Genomic DNA, 23,268 nt, shown 5'->3' with positions numbered 1-23,268 from the left:
CTCCGTCACGAATAGCTGCGTTTGGCAGGCTGTGTAACGGGGCGGCGGGCCGGGGGCAATGGGGCGGCGGCCTTGTCTGCGCTAGCCATTGCTGATGTCGGGCAGGGCGATGGGGTGGGCGCGGGGGCCCTGGTCGGTGAAGAAGAGCGGCGAGGGCAGCGGCAGCATCTCGTCAAGCCAGCTCAGCATGTCGGCCACTGGCATCGGGCGGGCGAGGCCGAAGCCCTGAATGCAGGGGCAGTCGGCGCGGCGCAGGATGTCGAGCTGTCCCTGGGTTTCGACGCCTTCGGCAACCACATCCATGCCCAGTAGGCCGCAGAGCCGGATCAGCGAGCGGGTGATCACCCGGTTGCGCGGATCGCTTTCGAGGCGGCGGATCATCGAGAAATCGAGCTTGATCCCGTCGATTTCAAAGGCCGACATATGGGCGAGCCCGGCATAGCCGGTGCCGAAATCGTCGAGCGCCACATGCACGCCGAGACGGCGCAGCCGGTCGACGGCGGTGACGACGTCAAGCTCGCCGCCGTCGAGGATGGTGGTTTCGAGGATCTCGACGCAGACCCGGCCGGGGGCGAGGTTGCGCGATTGCAGCGCCCAGTCGAGCAGGCCGGGGTAGTTTTCATCGGCGAGCACCGGCGAGGAGACGTTGATCGACATGGTGAGGTGATGATGGCCGGCCTGATCGAGCGCCTGCAGCGCGTCGAGGGCGAGGTTCATCGAGATGTAATCGACATCGGCGAGCAGCTGTGAGCGGCGCGCCTCTTCGAGGAAGACGCCGGGCAGGAGCGTGCCGCGTTCGGGGTGATTCCAGCGAATGAGCGCCTCGCAGCCCGAAATCGTGTCGGATTCGAGCCGCAGTTGCGGTTGCAGATAGACCTCGAACTGGTTCTCTTCGACGGCTTCGCGGAGCTCGCGGGCGAGTTTCTGTTGGGCGCGGTAGCGGCGGCCGAGGAAGTCGGTGTAGAACACGACCTGACCGCGGCCGCCGTTCTTGGCGGAATAGAGCGCCTGATCGGCCTGCTGGATGAGCGCCTCGCCCGAGACGGTGTCGGCGCCGGCCATCGAGGCGCCGATGGAAATGCCGACATGGATGGTCTGTTCGTCCCAGTCGAGCGGCACGGCGATGTCGCGCAGCACCAGTTCGGCGCGGGTCATCAGCGCATCCTGGGTGGCGACGCGGGCGCAGATCAGCAGGAATTCATCGCCGCCGGTGCGACAGACGAGATCGTCGGGGCCGGCGTTGCGGCTCAGCCCCGCCGCGACATGGCGCAGGGTGGCGTCGCCCGCCGCATGGCCGAGCGTGTCGTTGATCTCCTTGAACTTGTCGAGGTCGATCTGCAGCACGCCGATCTGGCCGTCGCGGATATACTGCAGCACCGGGTCGGAGCGCATATAGGCGGTGAGCCGTTTGCGGTTGGCGAGCCCGGTGAGATCGTCATGGAAGGCGGCATATTCCAGCTCATCCTTGGCGCGGTGCAGGGCCGATTCGGTGTCGACCTGATCGGTGATGTCGCGGCAGCCGATGATGACCAGCTGCCCGTCACTGTCACCGTCGCTGCCGTCGCAATCGTCGAGCGTGATCAGCGCATGGGATTGCTGGTTCCAGAAGCGGCTGCCATCGGCGCGCATATGTTCGCTCACCCGGAAGCGATCGAAGAGGCCGCCATCGGGGCGGTAGCGGAAATTGGCGAGGTCCTCGGGCGAGGGGCGTTGATCGGGGGGCAGGATAAATTCGGAGGGGTGGCGGCCACAGATTTCGGCGCTGCTATAGCCGATCATCCGTTCCAGCGCCCGGTTCATCCAGACCACACGACCCCGCATGTCGACCACCGCGACCCCGTCGCGCAGATGTTCGAGCACCAGTTCGGAGAGCGGGCGATCCGTCGGTTCGCAGCCGGGCAGTTGCAGCCGGGGCCGGGTCTTGTCTTCGTCCTGAGGCACGTCGCACCTGTCCTAAGTGTCACTCATCACAGGCGACCATGGCAGGCAGCAGTTAATATCCGGTGGCCAAATCCCTTCCAAGATATTAAGCAAAGCGTTGGAGTTGAGGAGATATTGTGCGGTGATCGACATTCGCCTGCCCCCGTCCCGACCGGGCCAGACCATCGGGTTACTCGGTGGCTCGTTCGATCCACCGCATGAGGGCCATGCCCACATCACCCGCGAGGCGCTCAAGCGTTTCGGGCTCGACCGGGTATGGTGGCTCGTCAGCCCGGGCAATCCGCTCAAGGCCGAAGGGCCGGCGCCGATGGCGCGGCGGATGGCGGCGGCGCGCCGGATCATGGATCATCCGCGGGTCGACATCACCGATTTCGAGGCCCAGATCGAGACGCGTTATACTGCGCAGACGCTCGAGACGCTGATCGCGCTGCGGCCCGGTGTGCGGTTTGTCTGGCTCATGGGGGCGGACAATCTGCATCAGTTTCACCGCTGGCAGGATTGGCGCAAGATCATGGAGACGGTGCCGGTGGGCGTGTTGGCGCGGCCCGGCACGCGGACCTCGGCGCGCAGCTCCAAGGCGGCCAAGGTCTATGACGGCGCGCGGCTGCCGGGCAAACGCAGTCACGAGCTCATCCATCATGCGGCCCCGGCGTGGTGTTTCATCAACGTGCCGATGTCGACCCTGTCGTCGACCCAGTTGAGAAAGGCAGGGCATTGGCCTAAATCCTCAGGGGAAGAGGCCGCGCCGCAAGGCTGAGCGTGGCCCCGAGCAACGCCGAAACTGGCAGCCGAAGGTGGCAAGAGAGATGTCTGATTTTCCCACGAGACGGTTTTTCCTCGCCGGGGCCGCGATGGCGGCGTTGGCGGGCACGATCCCCGGTGCGGCGCTGGCCGAAGCGCCCGCCCGGTCGAAACGGCCGGTGGCGCGGCCCGGCAGCAGCAAGCCGGCCACGGCAGAAAGCCTGATCGAGGCGGCGGGGCTTGGTGGTTCGGTCGGGTTTGCGGTGGTGGATGTGGCGACGGGCGGGTTCCTTGAGGGCTATAACCCGGCAACCGGCCTGCCGCCCGCCAGTGTCGCGAAATCGGTGACCGGGCTTTATGCGCTGCGCACGCTCGGGCCGGAGTATCGGTTCGAGACCCGGCTGGTGGCCACGGGCCCGGTGAGCGAAGGGGTCATCAAGGGCGATCTGGTGCTGGCGGGGGGCGGTGATCCGCTGCTCGACACCGATGCGTTGGCGCAGATGGCGTCGGATCTCAAGGCGGCGGGGGTGCATCGGGTCGATGGCAAGTTCCGGGTCTGGGGCGGCGACCTGCCCTATGTCGAGCGGATCGACGATATTCAGCCGGTGCATGCGAGCTATAACCCGGCGGTGTCGGGGCTCAATCTCAATTTCAACCGGGTGCATTTCGAATGGAAACGCGCCGGGCAGAATTACGAGGTGTCGATGGATGCGCGGTCGGGCAGCCATCGTCCGGCGGTGCGGGTGGCGCGCATGGGGCTCGTGGCGCGGCAGAGCCCGCTCTACACCTATCGCAACGAGGGCGATCACGACACCTGGACCGTGGCGCAGCCGGCGCTGGGCAATGGCGGGGCGCGGTGGCTGCCGGTGCGGCATCCGGCGCGCTATGCGGGCGAGGTCTTTGCCAGTTTCGCGCGCAGCCATGGCATCATCCTCGAGCCGGGTGCGGCGGCAGAGGCGGCGCCCGAGGGCCGGGTCCTCGTCACCCATCAGAGCGAGACCTTGCGCGAGATCGTGCGCGACATGATGAAATATTCCACCAACCTCACCGCCGAGCTGATCGGGATGACGGCGACGGCCAAGCGCAACGGATTGCGCCCCGAGAGCCTGCGCGGCTCGGCGGCGGTGATGACCAGCTGGGCGCAGGAGGTTCTTGGCCTCAGGGACGCGCGGTTTGTCGATCATTCGGGCCTCGGCGATGAGAGCATGATCGAGCCCGGATCGCTGGCGCGGGCGCTGGCGGCGGCGGAGGATGAGGCGCTCATCGCGCCGCTGATGAAGCCGATTGCCCTCTATGGCCGCGATGGCAGGGTCGACCGCAATCACAAGGTCAAGGTGTTTGCCAAGACCGGCACGCTGGTCTTTGTCAGCGCGCTGGCGGGCTATGCCACGGCACCGAATGGCAAGCGGCTCGCCTTTGCGATCTTTACCGCCAATGAGGACAAGCGCGCCGCCTCGGACCGGGCGACGCAGGACAGCCCGCCGGGGGCGGCGGTGTGGAACCGCAAGGCCAAGAAGCTCCAACAGGCGCTGATCGAGCGCTGGGTCGGGGTCTACGCGGGCTGAAGAACTTGACTTTTTGCCTCAGGAATGATGGTTGGCCGCCAAAGGCAGCCAGGACAGAGACACCCTAGCCACTCGCAATCATATTTTCTGCGAGGGGTAAGACCATGCGATTTGGGGTTTCCATTCTGGCGCTGAGCGCCGGGGTATCTACTGGGTTTTCTGCGGGGATTTCTGCGGGGACGGCCTGGGGCCAGGCGGCGGGCGAGTTTGAGCTCGGGACGATTGTTCTCGAGGCGGGGGCGAAAGAGGCCGGTGAGGGCAAGGATGTCGAGGTCACGGCCGAGGATTTGAACCGCATTCAGCCCGCCGATCTTCAGGATCTGTTCAAGGGCGAGCCGACGGTGCAGGTGGGATCGTCGATCCCGATGTCGCAAAAGGTCTATGTCAACGGGGTCGAAGAGACCAACCTGGCCGTGACCGTCGATGGCAGCCGTCAGAACAACAAGATCTTTCACCACAATGCGACGACGCTCATCGATCCGGCGCTGCTCAAATCCGTGCGGGTGGCGCCCGGTGTGGCCCCGGCGGATGCGGGGCCGGGGGCGATGGCGGGCTCCATCGCCTATGAGACGCGGGATGTGGGCGATATGCTGACCGAGGGCGATGATTTCGGAGGGTTTCTCAGCAGCAGCTATGAGAGCAACGGCAATATCTTCACCAATGCCGCCAGTGTCTTTGGCCGCCAAGGCGGGTTCGAGGCGCTGGGCTATCTCAAATATGCCACCGGCGGCGACCGCGAAGATGGCGGCGGCAACGATATTCTCGCCTCCGGCACCGATCTGCTCAGCGGGTTGGTGAAGATCGCCTATGAGGCGGAGAGCGGCCACCGGATCGAGCTCTCGTATGAGCGGGTCAATGACGACGACGCGCGGCCCTATCGCGGCAACCTGTCGGCGATCACCGCGGGCCGTCCGGTGCCCGCCACGCGGCGCTATGATCTCGACCGGCAGAATGTGGTGCTCAGCTACAGCACGACGCAGCCGAGTGAGTTCTGGAACCCGACGGCGCGCATCGCCTATTCGGTGACCGATCTGGCGACGATCGACTATCCGAATGCGCTGGTGAATGAGACCACCTATGGCATGACCGACAGTCTCAATGGCGAGATCAGCAACCAGTTCAGCCTCGGGTCCGGGACGGTCGACGTGGGGCTCGATTTCTACGAGGACAGCGCGCGGATCGACTATCGCAGCCTCGACACGCCGGCGTGGAATTACGAGACCGGCGAGGCGGCGCGCAACATCGGCCTTTTCGTGCAGGCGCGGTTCGATCTGAGCGAGCGGGCGCGGGTGTCCTTTGGCGGGCGTCATGACTGGCACCGGTTCGAGGGCGTCGATGGCTCGACCAGCGACAGTTCGGGATTTTCCGGCAATCTCTCGGGGGAATATGACCTGAGCCAGGCGGTGACGCTGGCGGCGGGCTATTCGCATGTCTGGGCGGGGCCGACGCTGGCGGAGAATTACATCGCCAACCCGGGCTGGACCTATCCGGCCGAGGGGCTGCGCAGCATGGAGGCGGACAATATCTATGTGGCGCTCGGGGCCGAGCTCGGGGCGTGGAGCCTGCGGGCCAAGCTCTTTCAGACCGAGATCGAGAATGCCCGCACCCCGAGCTATGGCGGCGGGGCGGATCTCTATTCCGATGTCGAGACGCGCGGCTATGAGCTCTCGGTCGGCTATAGCTGGGGCGCAGGCTTTGCGCGGCTGGCCTTTGCGGATATCGACACCGAGATCAACGATCAGCCCGCCGACAGCGACCTTGGCCGCTATCTGACCACGCCGATCGGGCAGATCCTGTCGCTGGCGGTGGCGCATGAGTTCGCGGGCACCGGGCTCCGGGTTGGCGGCGATGCGCAGGTGGTGTTCTCGGAAGTGAGCTATGACCCCTATAGCGGCACGGCGGGGCAGCCTCTCGATGGGTATGAGGTGGTCAATGCCTTCCTCGAGTATCAGCCGCGCGGGATGGAGAATGTGACCATCCGCGGCGAGGTCAACAATCTCTTCGATGCCGAATATGTGAGCCGCGCCACCTATGGCCAGGAGTTCGGCACGGTGGTGCCGCTTAACGAGCCGGGGCGGTCGTTCAAGATCGAAGCGCGGGTGAGCTTCTGATCCAAAGGCCCGGGGCGGCGCGGTGGGATACCGTGCCGCCCTGTGTCCTGTGGTGAGGCTCTGTGCGGTCCGGTGAGGCCTCGTGAAGCTCTGTGACGTCCCGCCAGATCGCGCCGCGCGAGCCTATTGCGCCTGCCCCCGGAATCGCCTAAACGTCCGACACCACGACGGAACGGCGAGTTGGCGGAGTGGTGACGCAGCGGATTGCAAATCCGTGTACACCGGTTCGATTCCGGTACTCGCCTCCATCACCACGTTTCCGATAGATTTCTTGCAGTCTGGGCAAATTAGGCCCACTGATTTCATTGGAAATTAGATTACCGCCCATCTTCAGGAACAAGATTGACTGTGGGCAGCCAGCTTGTGTGGGTATCGAATGTGGGTATTCTCGGAAACAAGGATACTCACACTCTCGCAGGACAGATTCCCATGCCTCTCACAGATGTAACGTGCCATGGCGCGAAGCCCGATCCCACGGGAGAACCAAGGAAAAACACAATGTTCTACGGGCTGTATCGTTTGAACTATGATCCACGGACTCCGTGGGTTGGCGTCAACGGTACTCAACGAAAGCGGCCTGCCGTTGTTGAACGAACAGGAATGAGTGGTTTGGGTAGGAAAACGAAATGAAAATCGCAAACCCTTTGAACCCGGTACAGGTCGAATTCAACGAACTCTGCGCTAAAGGCGGCGGCGCGGGTGGTGGACCAGCGCGCACCAAGGTTCAGGAATTGCTGCATAACGGCAGCAAGACACTGAACAAGATGGCTTTCGATGAAATCTCGCAGCATCTGAAGACGTTTTCGTCCGCGAACCCGTGGCACGTCTGCTTTGCCGTGGGCTTGGGCTGGGGACATTTGGCGAAGATCGACGAAGACTTCACCGCCGCCGCTATCGAGGTGCTGACCGACCTAGACCCCGCCGCATTGAGCGTAGCAACGGCCTTCCACCTGGAACGTGGCCCGACCCCCATCGAACAGTCGCTCCGCGGCGGCTACCTGATGTTTCAAAGGGTCAATCTGCCCGCGACCCTGCCTGACGAATTGCGGATGATTGGGCGTGCGCAGGAACGATGGCTTTCGCCGCTCGTGTCGCCTTCGATGGACAGGCCGAAGTATATCGGCAGTTGGAACGCAACCGCGATGTTCATGGTGGCCCTGTTCTCCAAGCCCGCACTGGCGGCGACTCTGAGCGATCGTGAAGTCATGTTGCCGCCAGGTGGTCCGATCTTCAACGGTCTGAAAATCCTGCACAAAGCCAAGATTCTTAAAACACCTCCATCCGGGAACGAACTCGACGACGAAGCCTTTGAACCCGGCTCGATTTACGAGAACAACGCCCTGATGGCCGAACTTCTCCAAGGCAGATCAGGATGGAGCATGATCGACGTTCACTCGGGCCTCTACATGCTGGGCACAAGATACCCCGCTTCGAAAGGCTGGGCATAAGCCTGCGATCCCGCGCGCTAGGCGCAAGGATAGTCAGTCGTCTTTCATCCAGCGCTCGTGCCCGTCGCAGAACTCGCAGCCGGTATAGTGGCTGTGTTCCAGATCGCCCCCGCCGATCTGGGCTTCTTTCCTCCCTGCCTCGTGGAAGAAATGAATCATGCGATTGCGATGCGCGGCGATCTTGCCAAACTGGGTAGCGGCATCCGATGGGATGTTCTCGCCACAAGCATTCTTCAACCGTTTGATCGCATCCGCCTGCGATACGGTCTTTGCCTTTCCCATCAGGAAATCGTCCAATGTGACATCGGATGCGCGCTCCACGACAAGAGTCTAATGCTCCCGCATCAGTCGCGCTTTCAGGATCAGTTCAACCGCCGTTGCAAAGTGGATGACAGAATACTTCGGATGGGTCACGATTTCATCCACCGACTCCAAGCATTTAGATGATTGTTGACGCGTGGGCGTGTGTCTGGGCGTTCGGATTGTGCGCCGGTCTGGAGAGGGTGGTCGAGCGGGTTGGATGGAAGAGCGGCGACGGTTACTTTTCAACCTTTTCGCTGATTTCGCAGAGTACCCCGAGAACCAGTCCCAAGAAGATCAATGTTGCGCCTTGTCTCATCCACAGGGTGGATTGGCGCATGTCCATGCGATCGAAGTCTGGGGCGAACATGTCGGGCGCCACGATGAAGGCGCCGACGATCGCCGCGACGCCAATTCCCAATGCGAAGAAGCTCGCAACATAGCCTAGAGTCGTGAACATCTGTCCCTCCTGTTGGGTGTATCAATGGCTTTGCCTGTGCCTCAGGGTGATTGGTCTTTCCGGGCTTCGAATTTGGCCCAGACATGCATGTGGCCTTTTTGGCGGGCGTCGGCGAGCCACATCTTTTTTCGGGCGTCGGGGGGTTCGAGGTGGCGGTATCTGCCGCCGGAGAATTTGGGCCAGTCGATGGCCAGTCCCAGTTTCACCATTTCGCAGGAGAGGTCGCGGCCGTCTTCGAGGTAGCATTTGGCGACGGTGCGGCCGTGGGTGTCGGTCTCGAGGATTTCGGCGCGGATGGCCTGACCTTTGCAGAGGCGGACGAGCGCCCATTTGGCCTTTTGCCCGTAGGGGTGATTGATCTCGGGGGCGTCGATGCCGAAGAGGCGGATCTGGGTTTTGCGGATGACGATGGAATCGCCGTCGATGATGCGGGCGGGGCCGGTGAGGCAGGTGAGTTGTGGCGCGGGAGCGGCGGTGGTGGTGTCGAAGGGGGGAGGTTCTACGGGTCTGGGCGCGCGCGGTGCCCGGGGGGCTCTGGGTGGTCTGGGGGATCGGGACCGCTCGGGTCGTGTGACGCGGGGTGGCGGGCGGTGCCGTCTGCGTCGGCCGCGTTTGCCGAAGGCGAAGATCCCGACGACTATGAGACAGTAGAAAAATATATCCACGGGTCAATGCTCTATTGAAAAACTCAATGGCCTGAAAAAGCACGCGGCCAATTCTTTAACCTAATGGGGGCATTCGACGCTTTTGCCGCTGTGTTTGTCAAGTTTGGGGCAGGCGCGGGCCAGAGGGAGGCGCAAGGGGGCGCAGGGGGGGGCGCGGGCCGGGAGGGCCCGCGCGGAGGGTCAGTGGGCGAGCATTTCGGCCACGATGGCGGCGCCGCTGAGGGCGGCGGGGTAGTAGGTCGGCCAGTTGGTCACTTCGTCGAGCAGGGCCGCGCGGTCATTGCCCCAGTAGAGGTGATAGTGATCGGCGGGCTCGGGCGCGATGCGGTGGTCGCTGAACTGGATATAGGCAGGCGCGTCGGCGTCGCCATCGGTCTTGGCAAAGATGTAGCGGACGCCGCGGTTGCCCTTGGCATAGGTCAGGATTTCATAGCCGTCGCTGGCATAGGTGCCGGTGAGGGTCGCGCTTGCGCTGGTGAAGGTCACGGTGTCGCCCGCGATGGTGATCCGGTCGACATCGGTGGCGTAGCCGGTGTCGTAATAGGCGCGGTAATCGGCGGCGGATTTGTCGCCGCTCTCGGCCTTGCGGGCCATCACCGGGTCGAGCGTGCCATCCTGCAGATAGGGGTAGAGCGATTGCCACTCGCCCTGCCAGTCAGAGAGCGGGCGGGGCGCGATGTCGGCGTCGTCGAAATAGCCCTTATAGATCGCCTTGGCCTCGTCGTCCTTGGCGTGGTCGTGGGCGTGATCGTCATGGGAATGACTGTGGCCGTGATCCGAGGATTTGGAGCCGGCGAGCGCTGGGGTGGTTGAGAGGGCAAGTGCTGCGGCCAGCGTGAGAGCGGTGAGGGGGGATGTGCGGGGCATGGGGTCTCCAAAAGTAGTTATGATATAACGTAGCGATCCATAGGGCGCGGTGGGCCGGAGGGCAAGCGGATTGCGGGGGCTCGGCACCGGGGCTGCGGCGAAAATGCGGGTTATGGCTGCCCCTCGCATTATTATGTATGGACATAATGAAAAAACCGGGTAGAACTTCTGGCGAAGAGACGAGTCACCTCAGATCACCACAACGCGGAGCATGTCATGGGCAATCACATTCTCACCGAGCTGAAGCTCGCCAGTTTGGCGGGCGCGGGGGCCTATGGGCTGATCCCCGAGGGCGCGATTGCCATCGAGGGCGATGAGATCGTCTGGGCCGGGGCGCGGGGCGATCTGCCCGAGCGCTATGCGGGCTGGGCCGAGACGCGGCTTGGCGGGCGGTTGGTGACGCCGGGGTTGGTGGATTGTCACAGCCATGTGGTCTTTGGCGGCAACCGGGCGCGCGAGTTCGAGATGCGGCTCAATGGCGCGAGCTATGAAGAGGTGGCGCGGGCGGGCGGCGGCATCGTATCGACGGTGCGGGCGACGCGCGAGGCTTCGGAAGAGGCGCTGCTGGCCGATGCGCTGGGGCGTGTCGATGCCCTTATCGCCGAAGGGGTGACCACGCTAGAGATCAAGTCGGGCTATGGGCTCGACCAGGAGACCGAGCTGCGGATGCTGCGGGTGGCGCGGCGGATTGGCGAACTGCGGCCGCTCACCGTGGTGACGACGTTCCTTGGGGCCCATGCGGTGCCCGAGAGCCACAAGAATGATCCCGATAACTATATCGATACGGTCTGCATCCCGGCGTTGCGGGCGGCCCATGGTGAGGGGCTTGTCGATGCGGTCGACGGGTTCTGCGAGGGCATCGCCTTTGCGCCCGAGCAGATCGCGCGGGTGTTTGACGTGGCGCGTGAGCTTGGCCTGCCGGTCAAGCTCCATGCCGAGCAGCTGAGCAATCTCGGCGGCGCGCAACTGGCGGCGCACTATGGCGCGCTCTCGGCGGATCATATCGAATATCTCGATCAGGCCGGGGTCGATGCCATGGCCGGGGCGGGCACTGTTGCGGTGCTGCTGCCGGGCGCGTTCTATACGCTGCGCGAGACGCAGATGCCGCCGGTGGCGGCGCTGCGCCGGGCGGGCGTGCCGATGGCGCTTGCCAGCGATTGCAACCCGGGCTCGTCGCCGCTCACCTCGCTGTTACTGACGATGAACATGGGCTGCACCCTGTTTCGCATGACGCCGGAAGAGGCGCTCGCGGGGGTGACCCGCGAGGGCGCGGCGGCGCTCGGCCTCAAGGATCGCGGTCAGATCGCGGCGGGGCAGCGGGCGGACCTTGCGGTCTGGGACGTGGCGGAGCCTGCTGAGCTTGCCTATCGCATCGGGTTCAACCCGCTCTACAAACGTATTTTCGGAGGTCAGATATGACGGAACTGGTGGTGATGCCGGGCGCGGCCCGGCTCGACGATCTGGCGGCGCTCTATTGGGAGGGCGCGGGGCTGCGGCTCGACCCGGCGTGCCGGCCCGATATCGAAGAGGCGGCGCGGCGGATTGCCCGGGCGGCGGCGGGCAATGAGGCGGTCTATGGGGTCAACACCGGCTTTGGCAAGCTGGCCTCGGTCAAGATCGCGCCCAAGGATACGGCGACATTGCAGCGCAACCTGATCCTCAGCCATTGCTGTGGCGTGGGCGAGCCGGTGCCGGTGCGCATGGCGCGGCTGATGATGGCGCTCAAGCTGCTGAGCCTCGGGCGTGGAGCCTCGGGGGTGCGGGGCGAGCTGATCGACCTGCTCGAAGAGATGCTGGCGCGCGGTGTGACGCCGGTGATCCCGGCGCAAGGCTCGGTCGGTGCGTCGGGCGATCTGGCACCGCTGGCGCATATGGCGGCGGTGATGATGGGCGCGGGCGAGGCCGAATATGAGGGCCGGGTGATGCCCGGGGCCGAGGCGCTGGCGGCGGCGGGGCTGGTCCCGGTCGAGCTTGGCGCCAAGGAGGGGCTGGCGCTCATCAACGGGACGCAGTTTTCCACGGCCTTCGCGCTGGCGGGGCTGTTCGAGGCGTGGCGGGCGGCGCAGAATGCGCTGCTCATCTCGGCTATGTCGACGGATGCGATCATGGGCTCGACCGCGCCCTTGCAGCCGGAAATCCACAGCCTGCGCGGCCATCGCGGCCAGATCGAGGCGGCCGAGGCGATGAGCCGGGTGCTCGACGGGTCGGTGATCCGCGAGAGCCACCGCGAGGATGATGCGCGGGTGCAGGACCCCTATTGCATCCGCTGTCAGCCGCAGGTGACCGGGGCGGCGATGGATGTGCTGCGTCAGGCGGCGCAGACCCTCGTGACCGAGGCCAATGCGGCGACCGACAACCCGCTGGTGCTGCGCGATGCCGATCTCATCGTGTCGGGTGGCAATTTCCATGCCGAGCCGGTGGGCTTTGCCGCCGATATGATCGCGCTGGCGCTGTCGGAGATCGGGGCGATTTCGCAGCGGCGCATTGCGCTCATGGTCGATCCGACGCTGAGCCATGATCTGCCGCCCTTCCTGACGCCTGATCCGGGGCTCAACTCGGGCTTTATGATTGCCGAGGTGACGACTGCTGCGCTGATGAGCGAGAACAAGCATCTGGCCAATCCTTGCGTCACCGACAGCACGCCGACCAGCGCCAACCAGGAGGACCATGTCAGCATGGCGGCCCATGGCGCGCGACGCCTGACGCGGATGGCGCAGAACCTGCAGCGCATCCTCGGGGTCGAGGTTCTCTGCGCGGCGCAGGGCATCGAGTTCCGCGCGCCTCTGGAGACGAGCGCGCCGTTGCAGAAGGTTCTCGCGCGGCTGCGTGACACCATCCCGACCCTGGCCGAGGACCGTTACCTCGCGCCCGATCTTGAAACCGCGTCCCGGCTTGTCGCCGAGGCGGAGCTCGTCCGTGCCTGCGGCGTCGAGCTGCCGCTGCTCGACGCCTGACCGCCATCTGACCTACGGAGACTGACAATGACTGATCCCCGCAAGAACACCCGTGACATCTATCCCGCGACCGGGACCGAGATCACCGCGAAGAGCTGGCTCACCGAGGCGGCGATGCGGATGATGATGAACAATCTGCATCCCGATGTGGCCGAGAACCCGCATGAGCTTGTCGTTTATGGCGGCATTGGCCGGGCGGCGCGGACCTGGAAGGATTTCGATCTGATCGTCGACAGCCTCAAGTCGCTGGAGGCGGATGAGACCCTCGTCGTGCAATCGGGCAAGCCGGTGGCCATCGTGCGCACCCATGCCGATGCGCCGCGCGTTCTCATCGCCAACTCGAACCTGGTGCCGCACTGGGCGAATTGGGACCATTTCAACGAGCTCGATAAGAAGGGCCTGATGATGTACGGCCAGATGACCGCCGGGTCGTGGATCTACATCGGCAGTCAGGGCATCGTGCAGGGCACCTATGAGACCTTTGCCGAGGCCGGGCGTCAGCATTACGACGGCAGCCTCACCGGCAAGTGGATCCTCACCGGGGGTCTGGGCGGCATGGGCGGCGCGCAGCCCTTGGCCGCGGTGATGGCGGGGGCCTGCTGTCTGGCGGTGGAGTGCAACCCCGACAGCATCGATTTCCGTCTGCGCACGCGGTACGTGGACGAGAAGACCGACAGTCTCGATGAGGCGCTCGAGATGATCGCGCGCTGGACCGAGGCGGGCGAGGCGAAATCCGTGGCGCTCCTGGGCAATGCGGCGGATATTTTCCCCGAGATCCACAAGCGCGGCGTGCGTCCCGATATCGTGACCGATCAGACCTCGGCGCATGACCCGGTCAATGGCTATCTGCCGCAGGGCTGGACCATGGCGGAGTGGAAGGAAAAGCGCGAGAGCGCGCCGAAGGAGGTCGAAAAGGCCGCGCGGGCCAGCATGAAAACCCATGTGGCGGCGATGGTGGCCTTTCACAAGGATGGCGTGCCGACCGTCGATTATGGCAACAACATCCGTCAGATGGCCCTCGAAGAGGGGCTTGAGGACGCGTTTGCCTTCCCCGGGTTCGTACCCGCCTATATCCGGCCGCTGTTCTGCCGGGGTGTGGGGCCGTTCCGCTGGGCGGCGCTGTCGGGTGATCCGGAGGATATCCGCAAGACCGACGCGAAGATGAAGGAGCTTTTCCCGGAGAACACCCATCTGCACAATTGGCTCGACATGGCGCAGGAGCGGATCGCGTTCCAGGGCCTGCCGGCGCGGATCTGCTGGATCGGGCTTGGCGATCGGCATCGCGCGGGTCTCGCCTTTAACGAAATGGTGGCGAGCGGCGAGCTCAAGGCGCCGGTGGTGATCGGGCGCGACCATCTCGACAGTGGGTCGGTCGCCTCGCCCAACCGCGAGACGGAAGCCATGCGCGATGGCTCGGACGCGGTGAGCGACTGGCCGCTGCTCAATGCGCTGGTGAACACCGCCTCGGGCGCGACCTGGGTCAGCCTGCACCATGGCGGCGGCGTTGGCATGGGGTTCAGCCAGCACGCCGGTGTGGTGATCTGTGCCGATGGCACGCCGGAGGCCGCCAAGCGGCTTGAGCGGGTGCTGTGGAACGATCCGGCCTCGGGCGTGTGGCGTCATGCGGATGCGGGCTATGACGAGGCGCTCGAGTGTGCGCGCGAGCATGGTCTGCGCCTGCCGGGGATCCTCGGCAACTGAGGCTGAGGTTTAGGTAAGTTAGGAAACGGGGCGCGATCTGCGCCCCGTTTTGCGTTTTATTTTAGGATGCCGGTTACTTGAGGATGTTGGGCCAATTGTCCTGGGCCAGGGCGATATTGCCGGGGATGTCTTCTAGCCAGAGCTCGCGGGCGCGGAGGTTGGCGTTGAGATAGAGCTTGCCCTCGTAGATGGTCCAGGCCTCGGGGACGGTGGGCGCGATATAGCCTTTGGAGGCCGCATAGGCGCAATAGCCGCCGAATTGCGGGGCGAATTCCTCGGGGGCGTTGCGGAATTGGTCGAGGTTTTCGGCCGAGGCGAAATACCAGGTCGCGCCCATGTAGTCGGTGCTGAACTGCGGGTCGCCGGCGACGGGGCGGTTTTCGGTGAAATAGGCCACGGGATCGGTGCCGTTGATGGCGATGCCACCTTCGGCAAAGATCGGTGCGGTCGCGGCCAGTGCCACGCGGGGCAGGGTGGCGAGGGCGAGGGCGGCGGCGCTGACGGTCAGCAGGCTGCGGCGGGTGGTCTGGATCATGGGCATCGAGGTCTCCTCTTCTGGATGCTGATCCGAAGATGGCGGCGGTGGTGGCCTTTGCCTAGCGGCTCCGCGGGAATGTGAACGCTCTGTGATCGGCGCGCGGGCGGCCCGGATCAGACCGACAGGGTGGCGGCCACGGCGCGGGACCAGCGGGCATAGCGGCGGGCGCGTTCGTCCTCGGCCATGGCAGGATCGAAACGTCTGTCGAGCGCCCAGTCGCGGCCAAACTCTTGGGGCCCCGGGCAGAGGCCAATGTGATGCCCGGCGAGCCAGGCCGCGCCGAGCGCCGTGGTCTCGAGGATGCGCGGCCGGTCGACCGGCGCGCCGATGATGTCGGCGAGGAATTGCATGGCGCTGTCGGAGGCGCTCATCCCGCCATCGACGCGCAGCGTGGCGGTGCAGCTGTCGCCCGCGTCCCAATCGGCGCGCATCGCCTCCCAGAGATCGCGGGTCTGGTAGCCCACGCTTTGCAGCGCCGCGCGGGCGAGCTCGGCCGGGCCGGTGGCGCGGGTCAGGCCGAAACTCGCGCCGCGCGCCTCGGCATTCCAATAGGGCGCGCCAAAGCCGGTGAAGGCGGGGACGATGATCACATCCTGTTCGGGATCGGCTTGGGCCGCGAGGCTGGCGCTGTCTTGGGCGGTTGCCAGCACGCCCAACCCGTCGCGCAGCCATTGCACCACCGCGCCCGCGACAAAGATCGAGCCTTCGAGCGCATAGGTCGGCGTGCCGTCCAGCTGATAGGCCAGCGTGGTGAGCAGGCGGTTTTGCGAGGCGACCGGGTCCTTGCCGGTGTTGAGCAGGGCAAAACAGCCGGTGCCATAGGTGGATTTCATCATCCCCGGCTCAAAACAGGCCTGTCCGATGGTGGCGGCCTGTTGATCCCCGGCGACGCCGCAGATGGGGATCGCCGCGCCGAAATGGGCGAGATCGGACTGGCCGAAATCGCTGGCACAGTCGCGGACCTCGGGCAGCATGGCGCGGGGCAGGTCGAGCAGGGCGCAAATCTCGTCGGACCAGTCGCCTTGGTGGATGTCATAGAGCAGGGTGCGCGAGGCATTGGTGGCGTCGGTCGCGTGGGTGCGGCCCCCGGTCAGCCGCCAGATGAGATAGCAGTCGACCGTGCCAAAGAGCAGCTCGCCCCGGGCGGCGCGGTCGCGGGCGCCCTCGTGCTGGTCGAGCAGCCATTTCACCTTGGTCCCGGAGAAATAGGGATCGAGCAAAAGCCCGGTACGGGCGGAGATCATCGGCTCGTGCCCGGCGTCGCGCAGCGTGGCGCAGATGGCGGCGCTGCGCCGGTCCTGCCAGACAATCGCGCGGTCCAGCGGCTTGCCGGTGTCGCGGTCCCAGATCACCGTGGTTTCGCGCTGATTGGTGATGCCGATGGCGGCGATCTGATCGGCCGTGAGTCCGGATTTGTCGAGCGCCGCGCGGCAGGTCGCGAGCGTCGTTTGCCACAGATCCTCGGGGTCGTGTTCGACCCAGCCGGAGGCGGGGAAATGCTGGGCAAATTCCTCTTGGGCGCTGGCCACGGGGCTCAGGCCTGCGTCAAAGACGATGGCGCGCGACGAGGTCGTGCCCTGATCGATGGCGAGGATATGGCGGCGGCTCTGGCTCATGAAAGCTAGCCTAGTCGGCGGTGGCCGGGCTTGTCCATTCCGCCATGGCGGCGTCGATCTCGGCGATCTGGTCCGGGGTCAGCCTGAGCCCCAGACGCGTGCGTCGCCAGACCGCGTCCTCGGCGGTGCGGGCCCATTCATGGCGGATGAGCCAGCGCAGCTCGGCCTCGGTGAGCCCGGCGCCGAAATCGCGGCCCAGATCGGCGCGGTCTTTGGCGCCGGCGAGGATCGTCCAGGCCTCGGTGCCATAGGCGCGGATGAGACGCTGTGCCTCGGGGGCGCTGAGGAACGGGTGATCGGCGCGCAGCCGGTCGGGCATCTCGGCGGCCTCGGCCACCGGGAAATCGCCGCCGGGCAGCGGCACGCCTGCCGTCCAGTTCAGCCCCATGTCGGGAAAGTAGGGCGCGAGCCGCGCCATGGCGGCCTCGGCGAGGCGGCGATAGGTGGTGATCTTGCCGCCGAAGATATTGAGCAGGGGGGCGGGGCCGTCCTCGTTCAGGCTCAGCACATATTCGCGGGTGGCGGCGGTGGCCGAGCTTGCCCCGTCGTCATAGAGCGGCCGGACCCCGGAATAGGACCAGACGATGTCATCGCGGGTGACCGGTTTGGCGAAATATCCAGAGGCGAAGGCGCAGAGATAGTCGGTCTCTTCCTCGGTGATCTGGGCCGGGCTGTCGGGGGCGGGGTGATCCTTGTCGGTGGTGCCGATCAGGGTGAACTCCTGCTCGTAGGGCAGGGCAAAGATGATGCGGCCATCGCGGCCCTGAAAGAAATAGGCGCGGTCGTGGTCAAAGAGGCGGCGGGTCACGATATGGCTGCCCCGCACGAGGCGCACGGTTTCCTTGGATTGCTGGCCCGCCACATCGCGCAGGATGTCGGCGACCCAGGGCCCGCCCGCGTTGACCAGAACGCGGCTGTGGACCTCACGGGTGGTGCCGGTCTGTTGGTCGGTCAGGGTAAGCCGCCACAGATCATCCACGCGGCGGGCCTCGGTCACCCGGGTGCGGGGCAGGATCGTCGCGCCACGATTGGCGGCATCGCGGGCGTTGAGCGCGACGAGGCGCGAATCCTGCACCCAGCAGTCGGAATATTCAAAGGCGCGGCGGTAGCGCGGATCGAGCGGCACGCCGACGGGGTCGCGGGTCAGATCGAGCCGGGCGGTGCCGGGCAGGATTTTGCGGCCGCCGAGATGGTCATAGAGAAAGAGGCCGAGCCGGATCATCCAGGCCGGGCGGCGGCCGCGCATCCAGGGCATGATGCGGCTGAGCATGTTCGACGCGGGCGTGCCGGTCTCGAAGCGCATGTCGCGGTCGAGCGGCAGCACGAAGCGCATCGGCCAGCTGATATGCGGCATGGCGCGCAGCAGGATCTCGCGTTCTTCGAGCGCTTCGCGGACGAGGCGGAATTCAAAAAACTCGAGATAGCGCAGGCCGCCGTGGAAGAGCTTGGACGAGGCCGAAGAGGTGGCCTGGGCCAGATCGCCCTGCTCGGCCAGTATCACTGACAGACCACGTCCGGCGGCGTCGCGGGCGATGCCACAGCCATTGATGCCGCCGCCGATGACGAAGAGATCGCAATCGGGGGCCGGGCCGGTCGTGTGGTCGGGGGCGGTGGTCCTTGGCATCAAGCAACTCCTGCGGCCGCGTGGGGTCTGGGCCGATATACCCTGTGACGGGCGATCAGGGGAGAGGCCGGCGAAATTTCACCTAAAGCAATCACTGCGCGGATGTTAACCCTATATTAATCTCTGATGGCCGAATACTGGCCGAATTCGTTTGGGCGGCAGGGGGTGATGGAACCCATCTGTCTTGACTCATGCCCGGGGTCGCGGTTGTGTGACATAGGATTGTAACCATTCGGTGGCATGTCGGGACCCGAACAGCGGGTTTTGCGTGCCTGACAGGGTTGCAATACACGTGTAGGTGGTGAATAAGACCGGTATTTTGCCAGAAAGGTCTGGGTGTTATGATTGAGCGTATGACCCTTGGTTTGTTGGGGTTGGATCGCGGGCGCAAGCGTCTGGTACAAGTCATTGCCGACATTGCGATTATGATGGTGAGTTTTGCCGCAGCGATGGTTCTCAGGCTTGAGAGCTTTGCGCCGCTGGCCGATCCGTCCATTTGGCTCGCGCTGGCCGTCACGCTGCCCATCAGTCTCTATACCTTTATCCGCCTCGGCTTCTACCGTGCGGTGATTCGCTATATTTCGCTGCGCGCCGCGCAGACCGTGGCCATCGGTGTGCTGTTTTCGGCGGTGGCGCTGTTTCTCGTGTCGCAGCTTCTCAACCTGCCGGTGCCGCGTTCGGTTCCGGTGATCTATGCGCTGCTGGCGACCTGTCTGCTGGGCGGGATCCGGATGGTGATGCGCCGGGTCTTTGGTCGCACGGGCCGGGATCAGCACAAGGTCATCATCTATGGCGCCGGGGCCTCGGGCCGCCAGTTGCAGCGGTCGCTGGACGAGGGCGAAGAATACACGCCGGTGGCCTTTGTCGATGATGCGCCCGAGCTTCAGGGCGCAGATATCAGCGGGCTGCGGGTGCATTCGCCCGACCATATCGAGGCGCTGCTGACGCTCTACCGGGCCGATGTGATCCTGCTCGCCATGCCGAGCGCGAGCCGCAGCCAGCGGCAGGCGATCATGACCCGCGTGGAGAAACTGCCGGTGCGGGTGCAGACCATCCCCGGCGTCGCCGATCTGGTGAGCGGTCGGGCGCGGGTGAGCGAGCTGCGCGATGTGGCGATCGAGGATCTGCTGGGCCGTGATCCGGTGCCGCCAGAGCCAGAGCTGATGGCGGCCAATATTCGCGGCAAGGTGGTGATGGTCACCGGGGCCGGTGGCTCTATCGGTAGCGAGCTTTGCCGTCAGATCATCGATCATGAGCCGCAGACGCTGATCCTGTGGGAACTGTCGGAGCTGGCGCTCTATTCGCTCGATATGGAGCTGCGCGAACAGCTTGAGCTGCGCGGCAGCAATATCCGGCTGGTGCCGCTGATCGGGTCGGTGCAGAACCCGGGCCGGGTCGAGGCGGCGATGCAGCGGTTCGGTGTGCAGACCGTCTATCACGCGGCGGCCTATAAGCACGTGCCGATGGTCGAGCATAACGTAGTCGAGGGGCTGCGCAACAACGTGTTCGGGACGAAAACCCTTGTGGATCAAGCCATTGCGGCCGGGGTCGAGGCGTTTATCCTGATCTCCACCGACAAGGCGGTGCGCCCGACCAATGTGATGGGCGCGTCCAAGCGGCTGGCCGAGCTGGTCTGTCAGGCGGCCGCGGCGCGTAACACCGGCACGGTGTTCTCGATGGTGCGGTTCGGCAATGTGCTGGGCTCTTCCGGGTCGGTCATTCCGCGGTTCCGCGCGCAGGTCGAGGCGGGCGGTCCGGTCACCGTGACCCACCCCGAGATCACCCGCTATTTCATGACCATTCCCGAGGCGGCACAGCTGGTGATCCAGGCCGGGGCCATGGCCAAGGGCGGCGATGTTTTCGTGCTCGACATGGGCGAGCCGATCCGCATCGCGGATTTGGCGGAGCGGATCGTGCGGCTCTGCGGGCTCGAGCCCTATCACACCGGGCCGGATGGCGTGGCGCTCCAGGGTGAGACGGGCGATGTGGCGATCACCTATACCGGGCTGCGGCCGGGTGAGAAGCTCTATGAAGAGCTGCTGATCGGTGAGGCCTCGCAACCGACCCATCATCCGCGCATCCTGACCGCCACCGAACAGAGCCTTGGGCCGGACGCGCTCGAGACCTTGCTCGACAACCTGCTGAGCGCTTGCAAGGTGCAGGACGTGGCCCGGCTGCGCAAGCTGATCGCGGCGGCACCCACCGGCTATCGGCCCGACAGCGCCATTGCCGATCTCCTCTGGGAGGAAAGCGGTCGGCAGGCGGAACTGCGGCTCGAAGTCGGCGAATAGGCGGGGCGTCATCGTAGGGCGGGCAATTGGCCGCAGCCCTGTCGAAATCCGCGCCGCCTGCCGGTTTTTCAAGGGTCACCTGTGCGCAACAGCACAAATCTCTTGGCCTGTCTCGGCGTCGCGCGCCGTTGCCCCTTTCGTGCAATTGTGGCACAAAGGGAGGTACCGGATTGAGAATAGAAGAGTTTAGCCAATGACCGACTACGCCGCCCGGCGCATGATGATGGTGGACACGCAAATCCGCCCTTCGGATGTCACCAAATTCCCGATCATCGACGCCATGCTGAGTGTGCCGCGCGAATCCTTCGTGCCTTCGGCCCTGCGTGAAGCGGCCTATGTCGGCGAGAATGTCTCGCTCGGCGGCAACCGCGTGGTGCTCGAGCCGCGCAGCCTTGCCAAGATGCTCGATGCGCTGGACATCACTGGCGACGAGCTGGTGCTCGATATCGGCTGTGGGCTGGGATATTCCTCGGCCGTCATGGCGCGCATGGCCGAGGCCGTGATCGCCGTCGAAGAGGACGAAGACCTGGCGGAAGAGGCGCAATCGCTGCTGGTGGATTTCGGCGCGGATAATGTGATTTTGCACACCGGGCCGCTGGCCGAAGGGGCCGCCGAACATGGGCCCTATGACGTGATCACAATCCAGGGTGCCGTGGCGCATCTGCCGGACGGTATTTTGGCGCAGCTCAAGGATGGCGGGCGGATTGCCTGTCTCTTTGCCGAAGGGGCGCTGGGTGTGGCGCGTGTCGGCTATAAGATCGACGGGCAGATCAGCTGGCGTTACGCCTTCAATGCTGGCGCCCCTGTGCTGCCCGGTTTTGAAAGCCACGCGGCTTTCACCTTGTGATTTTCTAGGGCGGCACGTGGCCGTCGAGCAGAGCAATAAAGTCTAAAAATAGACACACCCGACCATTTTGGTGGGACATCGGGATTGGCAGGATGGGACATCTTATGAGTGTTTTTGACAAGCTTGCACGGCTGACGAAACGACGGGTGCAGATGCTGGCGACGGCCTCTGTGATGGCGGTGGCCATGGCACCTGTTCAGGCGGAAACACTCGCCGATGCGATGGTCGCGGCCTATAGCCATTCCGGTCTTCTCGATCAGAACCGCGCCCTGCTGCGCGCCGCGGATGAGGATGTCGCGTCGACGGTCGCGGGGCTGCGGCCCATCGTCAACTGGACGGCGGATGTGACGCGCAGCTTCTCCAATTCGCGCAGCTCGGCCACCGGGGCGGGCACGATCTCGTCCGGCGATACCGATGCCAATGTCGGGCTCGCGGCGCAGCTTTTGCTGTTTGATGGCGGGCGCACCCGGCTCGAGATCGAGGCGGCCAAGGAAACCGTGCTGGCGACGCGCCAGACGCTTCTGTCGATCGAACAACAGGTGCTGTTGCGCGCGGTACAGGCCTATATGAACCTGCAGCGCAATTACGAATTGGTGCGGCTGCGGCAGAACAACCTGCGGCTCATCGACGAAGAGCTGCGCGCGGCGCGGGAACGGTTTGACGTGGGCGAAGTGACCCGCACCGATGTGGCGCAGGCCGAAGCCCGACGTTCGGCCTCGGAGAGCGCGCTGGCGGCAGCCCGTGGCGATCTGGCGCAAGCGATCGAGGAATATGCGGCCTCGACCGGGCACCGCCCGAAGCGGCTCACCTCGGCGGGACCGCTGCCCAAGATTTCGCGCAGCGTCGAGTCGGCCAAGTCGGTGGCGCTGCGGCACCATCCCGACATGATCAAGACCCAGCATGACATTGCCGCCGCCGAGCTTTTGGTGCAGGCGGCCGAGGCGGCGACCCGTCCGACCGTGACGCTCAACGGCAGCCTCGGGGTCAATGACGAGTTCAACTCGAGCTCTTACAGCCATGCCGGCAGCGTCGGTGTGCAGCTCAGCGGGCCGATCTATCAAGGCGGGCGGCTCAGCTCGCAGGTGCGCCGGGCCGTGGCCCAGCGCGATGCGCAGCGCGGGTTGCAGCATGTGATCCGCCATTCGGTGCAGGCCAATGTTGGCAATGCCTATGCGATCCTGCGCGCCGCGCAGTCGCAGGTCGAATCGGGTCAGTCGCAGATCCGGGCGGCCCGTGTCGCCTTCCGCGGTGTGCAGGAAGAGGCCAAGCTCGGGTCGCGCACGACGCTTGATGTGCTCAACGCCGAGCAGGAATTGCTCAACGCGCAATCGACGCTGATCTCGGCCCAGTCGGACGTCTATATCGCGGCCTATGCGGTGCTGGCGTCGATGGGGCAGCTCACGGCGCGGGACCTCAATCTTGCGGTGCAGATCTATGATCCGGCGGCCTATTACAATCTCGCCAAAGACGCGCCCACCAACAGAAGCAAGCAAGGCAAGCAGCTCGACCGGGTCCTGCAAAAGCTCGGAAAACAGTAAAACGCGGCCTATCTGTTGTGCGATTGCCCCGGTGACGGTAAGCTGGGGCGAGGCAAGAGTG

18 protein-coding genes and 1 tRNA gene are annotated in these 23,268 nt (G+C 64.9%); 11 read left to right on the top strand and 8 right to left on the bottom strand.

Annotation, left to right across the window (positions count from 1 at the left end; translation table 11 throughout):
- Positions 1 to 81: 81 nt before the first annotated feature.
- Complete coding sequence (locus ISM_RS05650) at positions 82 to 1,941, bottom strand: putative bifunctional diguanylate cyclase/phosphodiesterase (protein WP_009813161.1); 1,860 nt, start codon at positions 1,939 to 1,941, stop codon at positions 82 to 84.
- Between the two features lie 121 nt (positions 1,942 to 2,062).
- Between ISM_RS05650 and ISM_RS05645 the strand changes: the two genes are divergently transcribed.
- The 5 genes from ISM_RS05645 (at position 2,063) to ISM_RS05625 (ending at position 7,806) form a co-directional block, all read left to right on the top strand.
- The gene (locus tag ISM_RS05645; RefSeq protein WP_009813160.1) at positions 2,063 to 2,698 is read left to right on the top strand and encodes a nicotinate-nucleotide adenylyltransferase; all 636 of its coding nucleotides are present in this window, start codon (positions 2,063 to 2,065) and stop codon (positions 2,696 to 2,698) included.
- 49 nt (positions 2,699 to 2,747) lie between these two features.
- Positions 2,748 to 4,247, top strand: a complete 1,500-nt coding sequence (dacB, locus tag ISM_RS05640; RefSeq protein WP_040617886.1) for a D-alanyl-D-alanine carboxypeptidase/D-alanyl-D-alanine endopeptidase — start codon at positions 2,748 to 2,750, stop codon at positions 4,245 to 4,247.
- Positions 4,248 to 4,351: 104 nt separating this feature from the next.
- On the top strand, positions 4,352 to 6,358 hold the full coding sequence (locus tag ISM_RS05635) for a TonB-dependent receptor domain-containing protein (RefSeq protein WP_009813158.1): 2,007 nt from the start codon (positions 4,352 to 4,354) through the stop codon (positions 6,356 to 6,358).
- Positions 6,359 to 6,532: 174 nt separating this feature from the next.
- Positions 6,533 to 6,606: transfer RNA gene (locus tag ISM_RS05630), tRNA-Cys, on the top strand.
- A gap of 378 nt (positions 6,607 to 6,984) precedes the next feature.
- Complete coding sequence (locus ISM_RS05625) at positions 6,985 to 7,806, top strand: hypothetical protein (protein WP_009813157.1); 822 nt, start codon at positions 6,985 to 6,987, stop codon at positions 7,804 to 7,806.
- Between the two features lie 33 nt (positions 7,807 to 7,839).
- Here the strand turns inward: ISM_RS05625 and ISM_RS05620 are convergent, their stop codons facing one another.
- The 4 genes from ISM_RS05620 to ISM_RS05605 all read right to left on the bottom strand — a co-directional run bounded on the left by ISM_RS05620 (position 7,840) and on the right by ISM_RS05605 (position 10,098).
- Positions 7,840 to 8,127: a hypothetical protein gene (locus ISM_RS05620; RefSeq protein ID WP_156783320.1), complete on the bottom strand. Its 288-nt coding sequence runs from the start codon at positions 8,125 to 8,127 to the stop codon at positions 7,840 to 7,842.
- Between the two features lie 217 nt (positions 8,128 to 8,344).
- Entirely contained in the window at positions 8,345 to 8,566 is a 222-nt protein-coding gene (locus ISM_RS05615; RefSeq protein WP_009813155.1) for a hypothetical protein, read from the bottom strand.
- A 41-nt stretch (positions 8,567 to 8,607) separates the two neighbouring features.
- Positions 8,608 to 9,231 carry a thermonuclease family protein gene (locus ISM_RS18590; protein WP_009813154.1) on the bottom strand — a complete coding sequence of 208 codons (624 nt, stop codon included), beginning with the start codon at positions 9,229 to 9,231 and terminating at the stop codon, positions 8,608 to 8,610.
- Positions 9,232 to 9,411: 180 nt separating this feature from the next.
- Entirely contained in the window at positions 9,412 to 10,098 is a 687-nt protein-coding gene (locus tag ISM_RS05605) for a ZinT family metal-binding protein (protein WP_009813153.1), read from the bottom strand.
- Between the two features lie 216 nt (positions 10,099 to 10,314).
- On the opposite strand from ISM_RS05605, the gene hutI reads away from it, so the two are divergent.
- Genes hutI through hutU form a run of 3 tightly spaced genes read left to right on the top strand, consistent with a single transcriptional unit; the run spans position 10,315 to position 14,753 of the window.
- Complete coding sequence (gene hutI / locus ISM_RS05600) at positions 10,315 to 11,517, top strand: imidazolonepropionase (RefSeq protein WP_009813152.1); 1,203 nt, start codon at positions 10,315 to 10,317, stop codon at positions 11,515 to 11,517.
- Positions 11,514 to 13,052: a histidine ammonia-lyase gene (gene hutH, locus ISM_RS05595; RefSeq protein WP_009813151.1), complete on the top strand. Its 1,539-nt coding sequence runs from the start codon at positions 11,514 to 11,516 to the stop codon at positions 13,050 to 13,052. Before hutI ends, hutH begins: the two co-directional genes overlap by 4 nt.
- 27 nt (positions 13,053 to 13,079) lie before the next feature.
- Positions 13,080 to 14,753 (top strand): urocanate hydratase, encoded by a 1,674-nt coding sequence (hutU, locus tag ISM_RS05590; RefSeq protein WP_009813150.1) that lies wholly within the window; start codon positions 13,080 to 13,082, stop codon positions 14,751 to 14,753.
- Between the two features lie 73 nt (positions 14,754 to 14,826).
- Here hutU and ISM_RS05585 read toward each other — a convergent pair whose 3' ends face one another.
- The 3 genes from ISM_RS05585 to glpD form a co-directional block, all read right to left on the bottom strand.
- Positions 14,827 to 15,294: a YHS domain-containing (seleno)protein gene (locus ISM_RS05585; protein ID WP_254655653.1), complete on the bottom strand. Its 468-nt coding sequence runs from the start codon at positions 15,292 to 15,294 to the stop codon at positions 14,827 to 14,829.
- A 110-nt stretch (positions 15,295 to 15,404) separates the two neighbouring features.
- Positions 15,405 to 16,907, bottom strand: a complete 1,503-nt coding sequence (glpK, locus tag ISM_RS05580; RefSeq protein WP_009813148.1) for a glycerol kinase GlpK — start codon at positions 16,905 to 16,907, stop codon at positions 15,405 to 15,407.
- Between the two features lie 10 nt (positions 16,908 to 16,917).
- On the bottom strand, positions 16,918 to 18,531 hold the full coding sequence (gene glpD / locus ISM_RS05575; protein WP_009813147.1) for a glycerol-3-phosphate dehydrogenase: 1,614 nt from the start codon (positions 18,529 to 18,531) through the stop codon (positions 16,918 to 16,920).
- Between the two features lie 353 nt (positions 18,532 to 18,884).
- Here glpD and ISM_RS05570 point away from each other — a divergent pair, with 353 nt between their 5' ends.
- The 3 genes from ISM_RS05570 (at position 18,885) to ISM_RS05560 (ending at position 23,207) form a co-directional block, all read left to right on the top strand.
- The gene (locus tag ISM_RS05570) at positions 18,885 to 20,822 is read left to right on the top strand and encodes a polysaccharide biosynthesis protein (RefSeq protein ID WP_040617884.1); all 1,938 of its coding nucleotides are present in this window, start codon (positions 18,885 to 18,887) and stop codon (positions 20,820 to 20,822) included.
- Positions 20,823 to 21,015: 193 nt separating this feature from the next.
- On the top strand, positions 21,016 to 21,669 hold the full coding sequence (locus ISM_RS05565) for a protein-L-isoaspartate O-methyltransferase family protein (RefSeq protein ID WP_009813145.1): 654 nt from the start codon (positions 21,016 to 21,018) through the stop codon (positions 21,667 to 21,669).
- 104 nt (positions 21,670 to 21,773) lie between these two features.
- Positions 21,774 to 23,207, top strand: a complete 1,434-nt coding sequence (locus ISM_RS05560; RefSeq protein ID WP_009813144.1) for a TolC family outer membrane protein — start codon at positions 21,774 to 21,776, stop codon at positions 23,205 to 23,207.
- Positions 23,208 to 23,268: the final 61 nt, after the last annotated feature.

It is taken from the genome of Roseovarius nubinhibens ISM, assembly GCF_000152625.1.
Lineage (GTDB): Bacteria > Pseudomonadota > Alphaproteobacteria > Rhodobacterales > Rhodobacteraceae > Roseovarius > Roseovarius nubinhibens.
Note: the sequence above shows the minus strand (reverse complement) of the source record. Positions and strands in the feature narration are given on the sequence as shown.

Bases quoted from the DNA above. Each gene is read 5' to 3' on its own strand.
- dacB (WP_040617886.1), top strand. From the start codon at position 2,748: ATGTCTGATTTTCCCACGAGACGGTTTTTCCTCGCCGGGGCCGCGATG.
- ISM_RS05635 (WP_009813158.1), top strand. From the start codon at position 4,352: ATGCGATTTGGGGTTTCCATTCTGGCGCTGAGCGCCGGGGTATCTACT.
- ISM_RS05625 (WP_009813157.1), top strand. From the start codon at position 6,985: ATGAAAATCGCAAACCCTTTGAACCCGGTACAGGTCGAATTCAACGAA.
- ISM_RS05615 (WP_009813155.1), bottom strand. From the start codon at position 8,566: ATGTTCACGACTCTAGGCTATGTTGCGAGCTTCTTCGCATTGGGAATT.
- ISM_RS05605 (WP_009813153.1), bottom strand. From the start codon at position 10,098: ATGCCCCGCACATCCCCCCTCACCGCTCTCACGCTGGCCGCAGCACTT.
- hutI (WP_009813152.1), top strand. From the start codon at position 10,315: ATGGGCAATCACATTCTCACCGAGCTGAAGCTCGCCAGTTTGGCGGGC.
- hutH (WP_009813151.1), top strand. From the start codon at position 11,514: ATGACGGAACTGGTGGTGATGCCGGGCGCGGCCCGGCTCGACGATCTG.
- hutU (WP_009813150.1), top strand. From the start codon at position 13,080: ATGACTGATCCCCGCAAGAACACCCGTGACATCTATCCCGCGACCGGG.
- ISM_RS05585 (WP_254655653.1), bottom strand. From the start codon at position 15,294: ATGCCCATGATCCAGACCACCCGCCGCAGCCTGCTGACCGTCAGCGCC.
- glpK (WP_009813148.1), bottom strand. From the start codon at position 16,907: ATGAGCCAGAGCCGCCGCCATATCCTCGCCATCGATCAGGGCACGACC.
- glpD (WP_009813147.1), bottom strand. From the start codon at position 18,531: ATGCCAAGGACCACCGCCCCCGACCACACGACCGGCCCGGCCCCCGAT.
- ISM_RS05570 (WP_040617884.1), top strand. From the start codon at position 18,885: ATGACCCTTGGTTTGTTGGGGTTGGATCGCGGGCGCAAGCGTCTGGTA.
- ISM_RS05565 (WP_009813145.1), top strand. From the start codon at position 21,016: ATGACCGACTACGCCGCCCGGCGCATGATGATGGTGGACACGCAAATC.
- ISM_RS05560 (WP_009813144.1), top strand. From the start codon at position 21,774: ATGAGTGTTTTTGACAAGCTTGCACGGCTGACGAAACGACGGGTGCAG.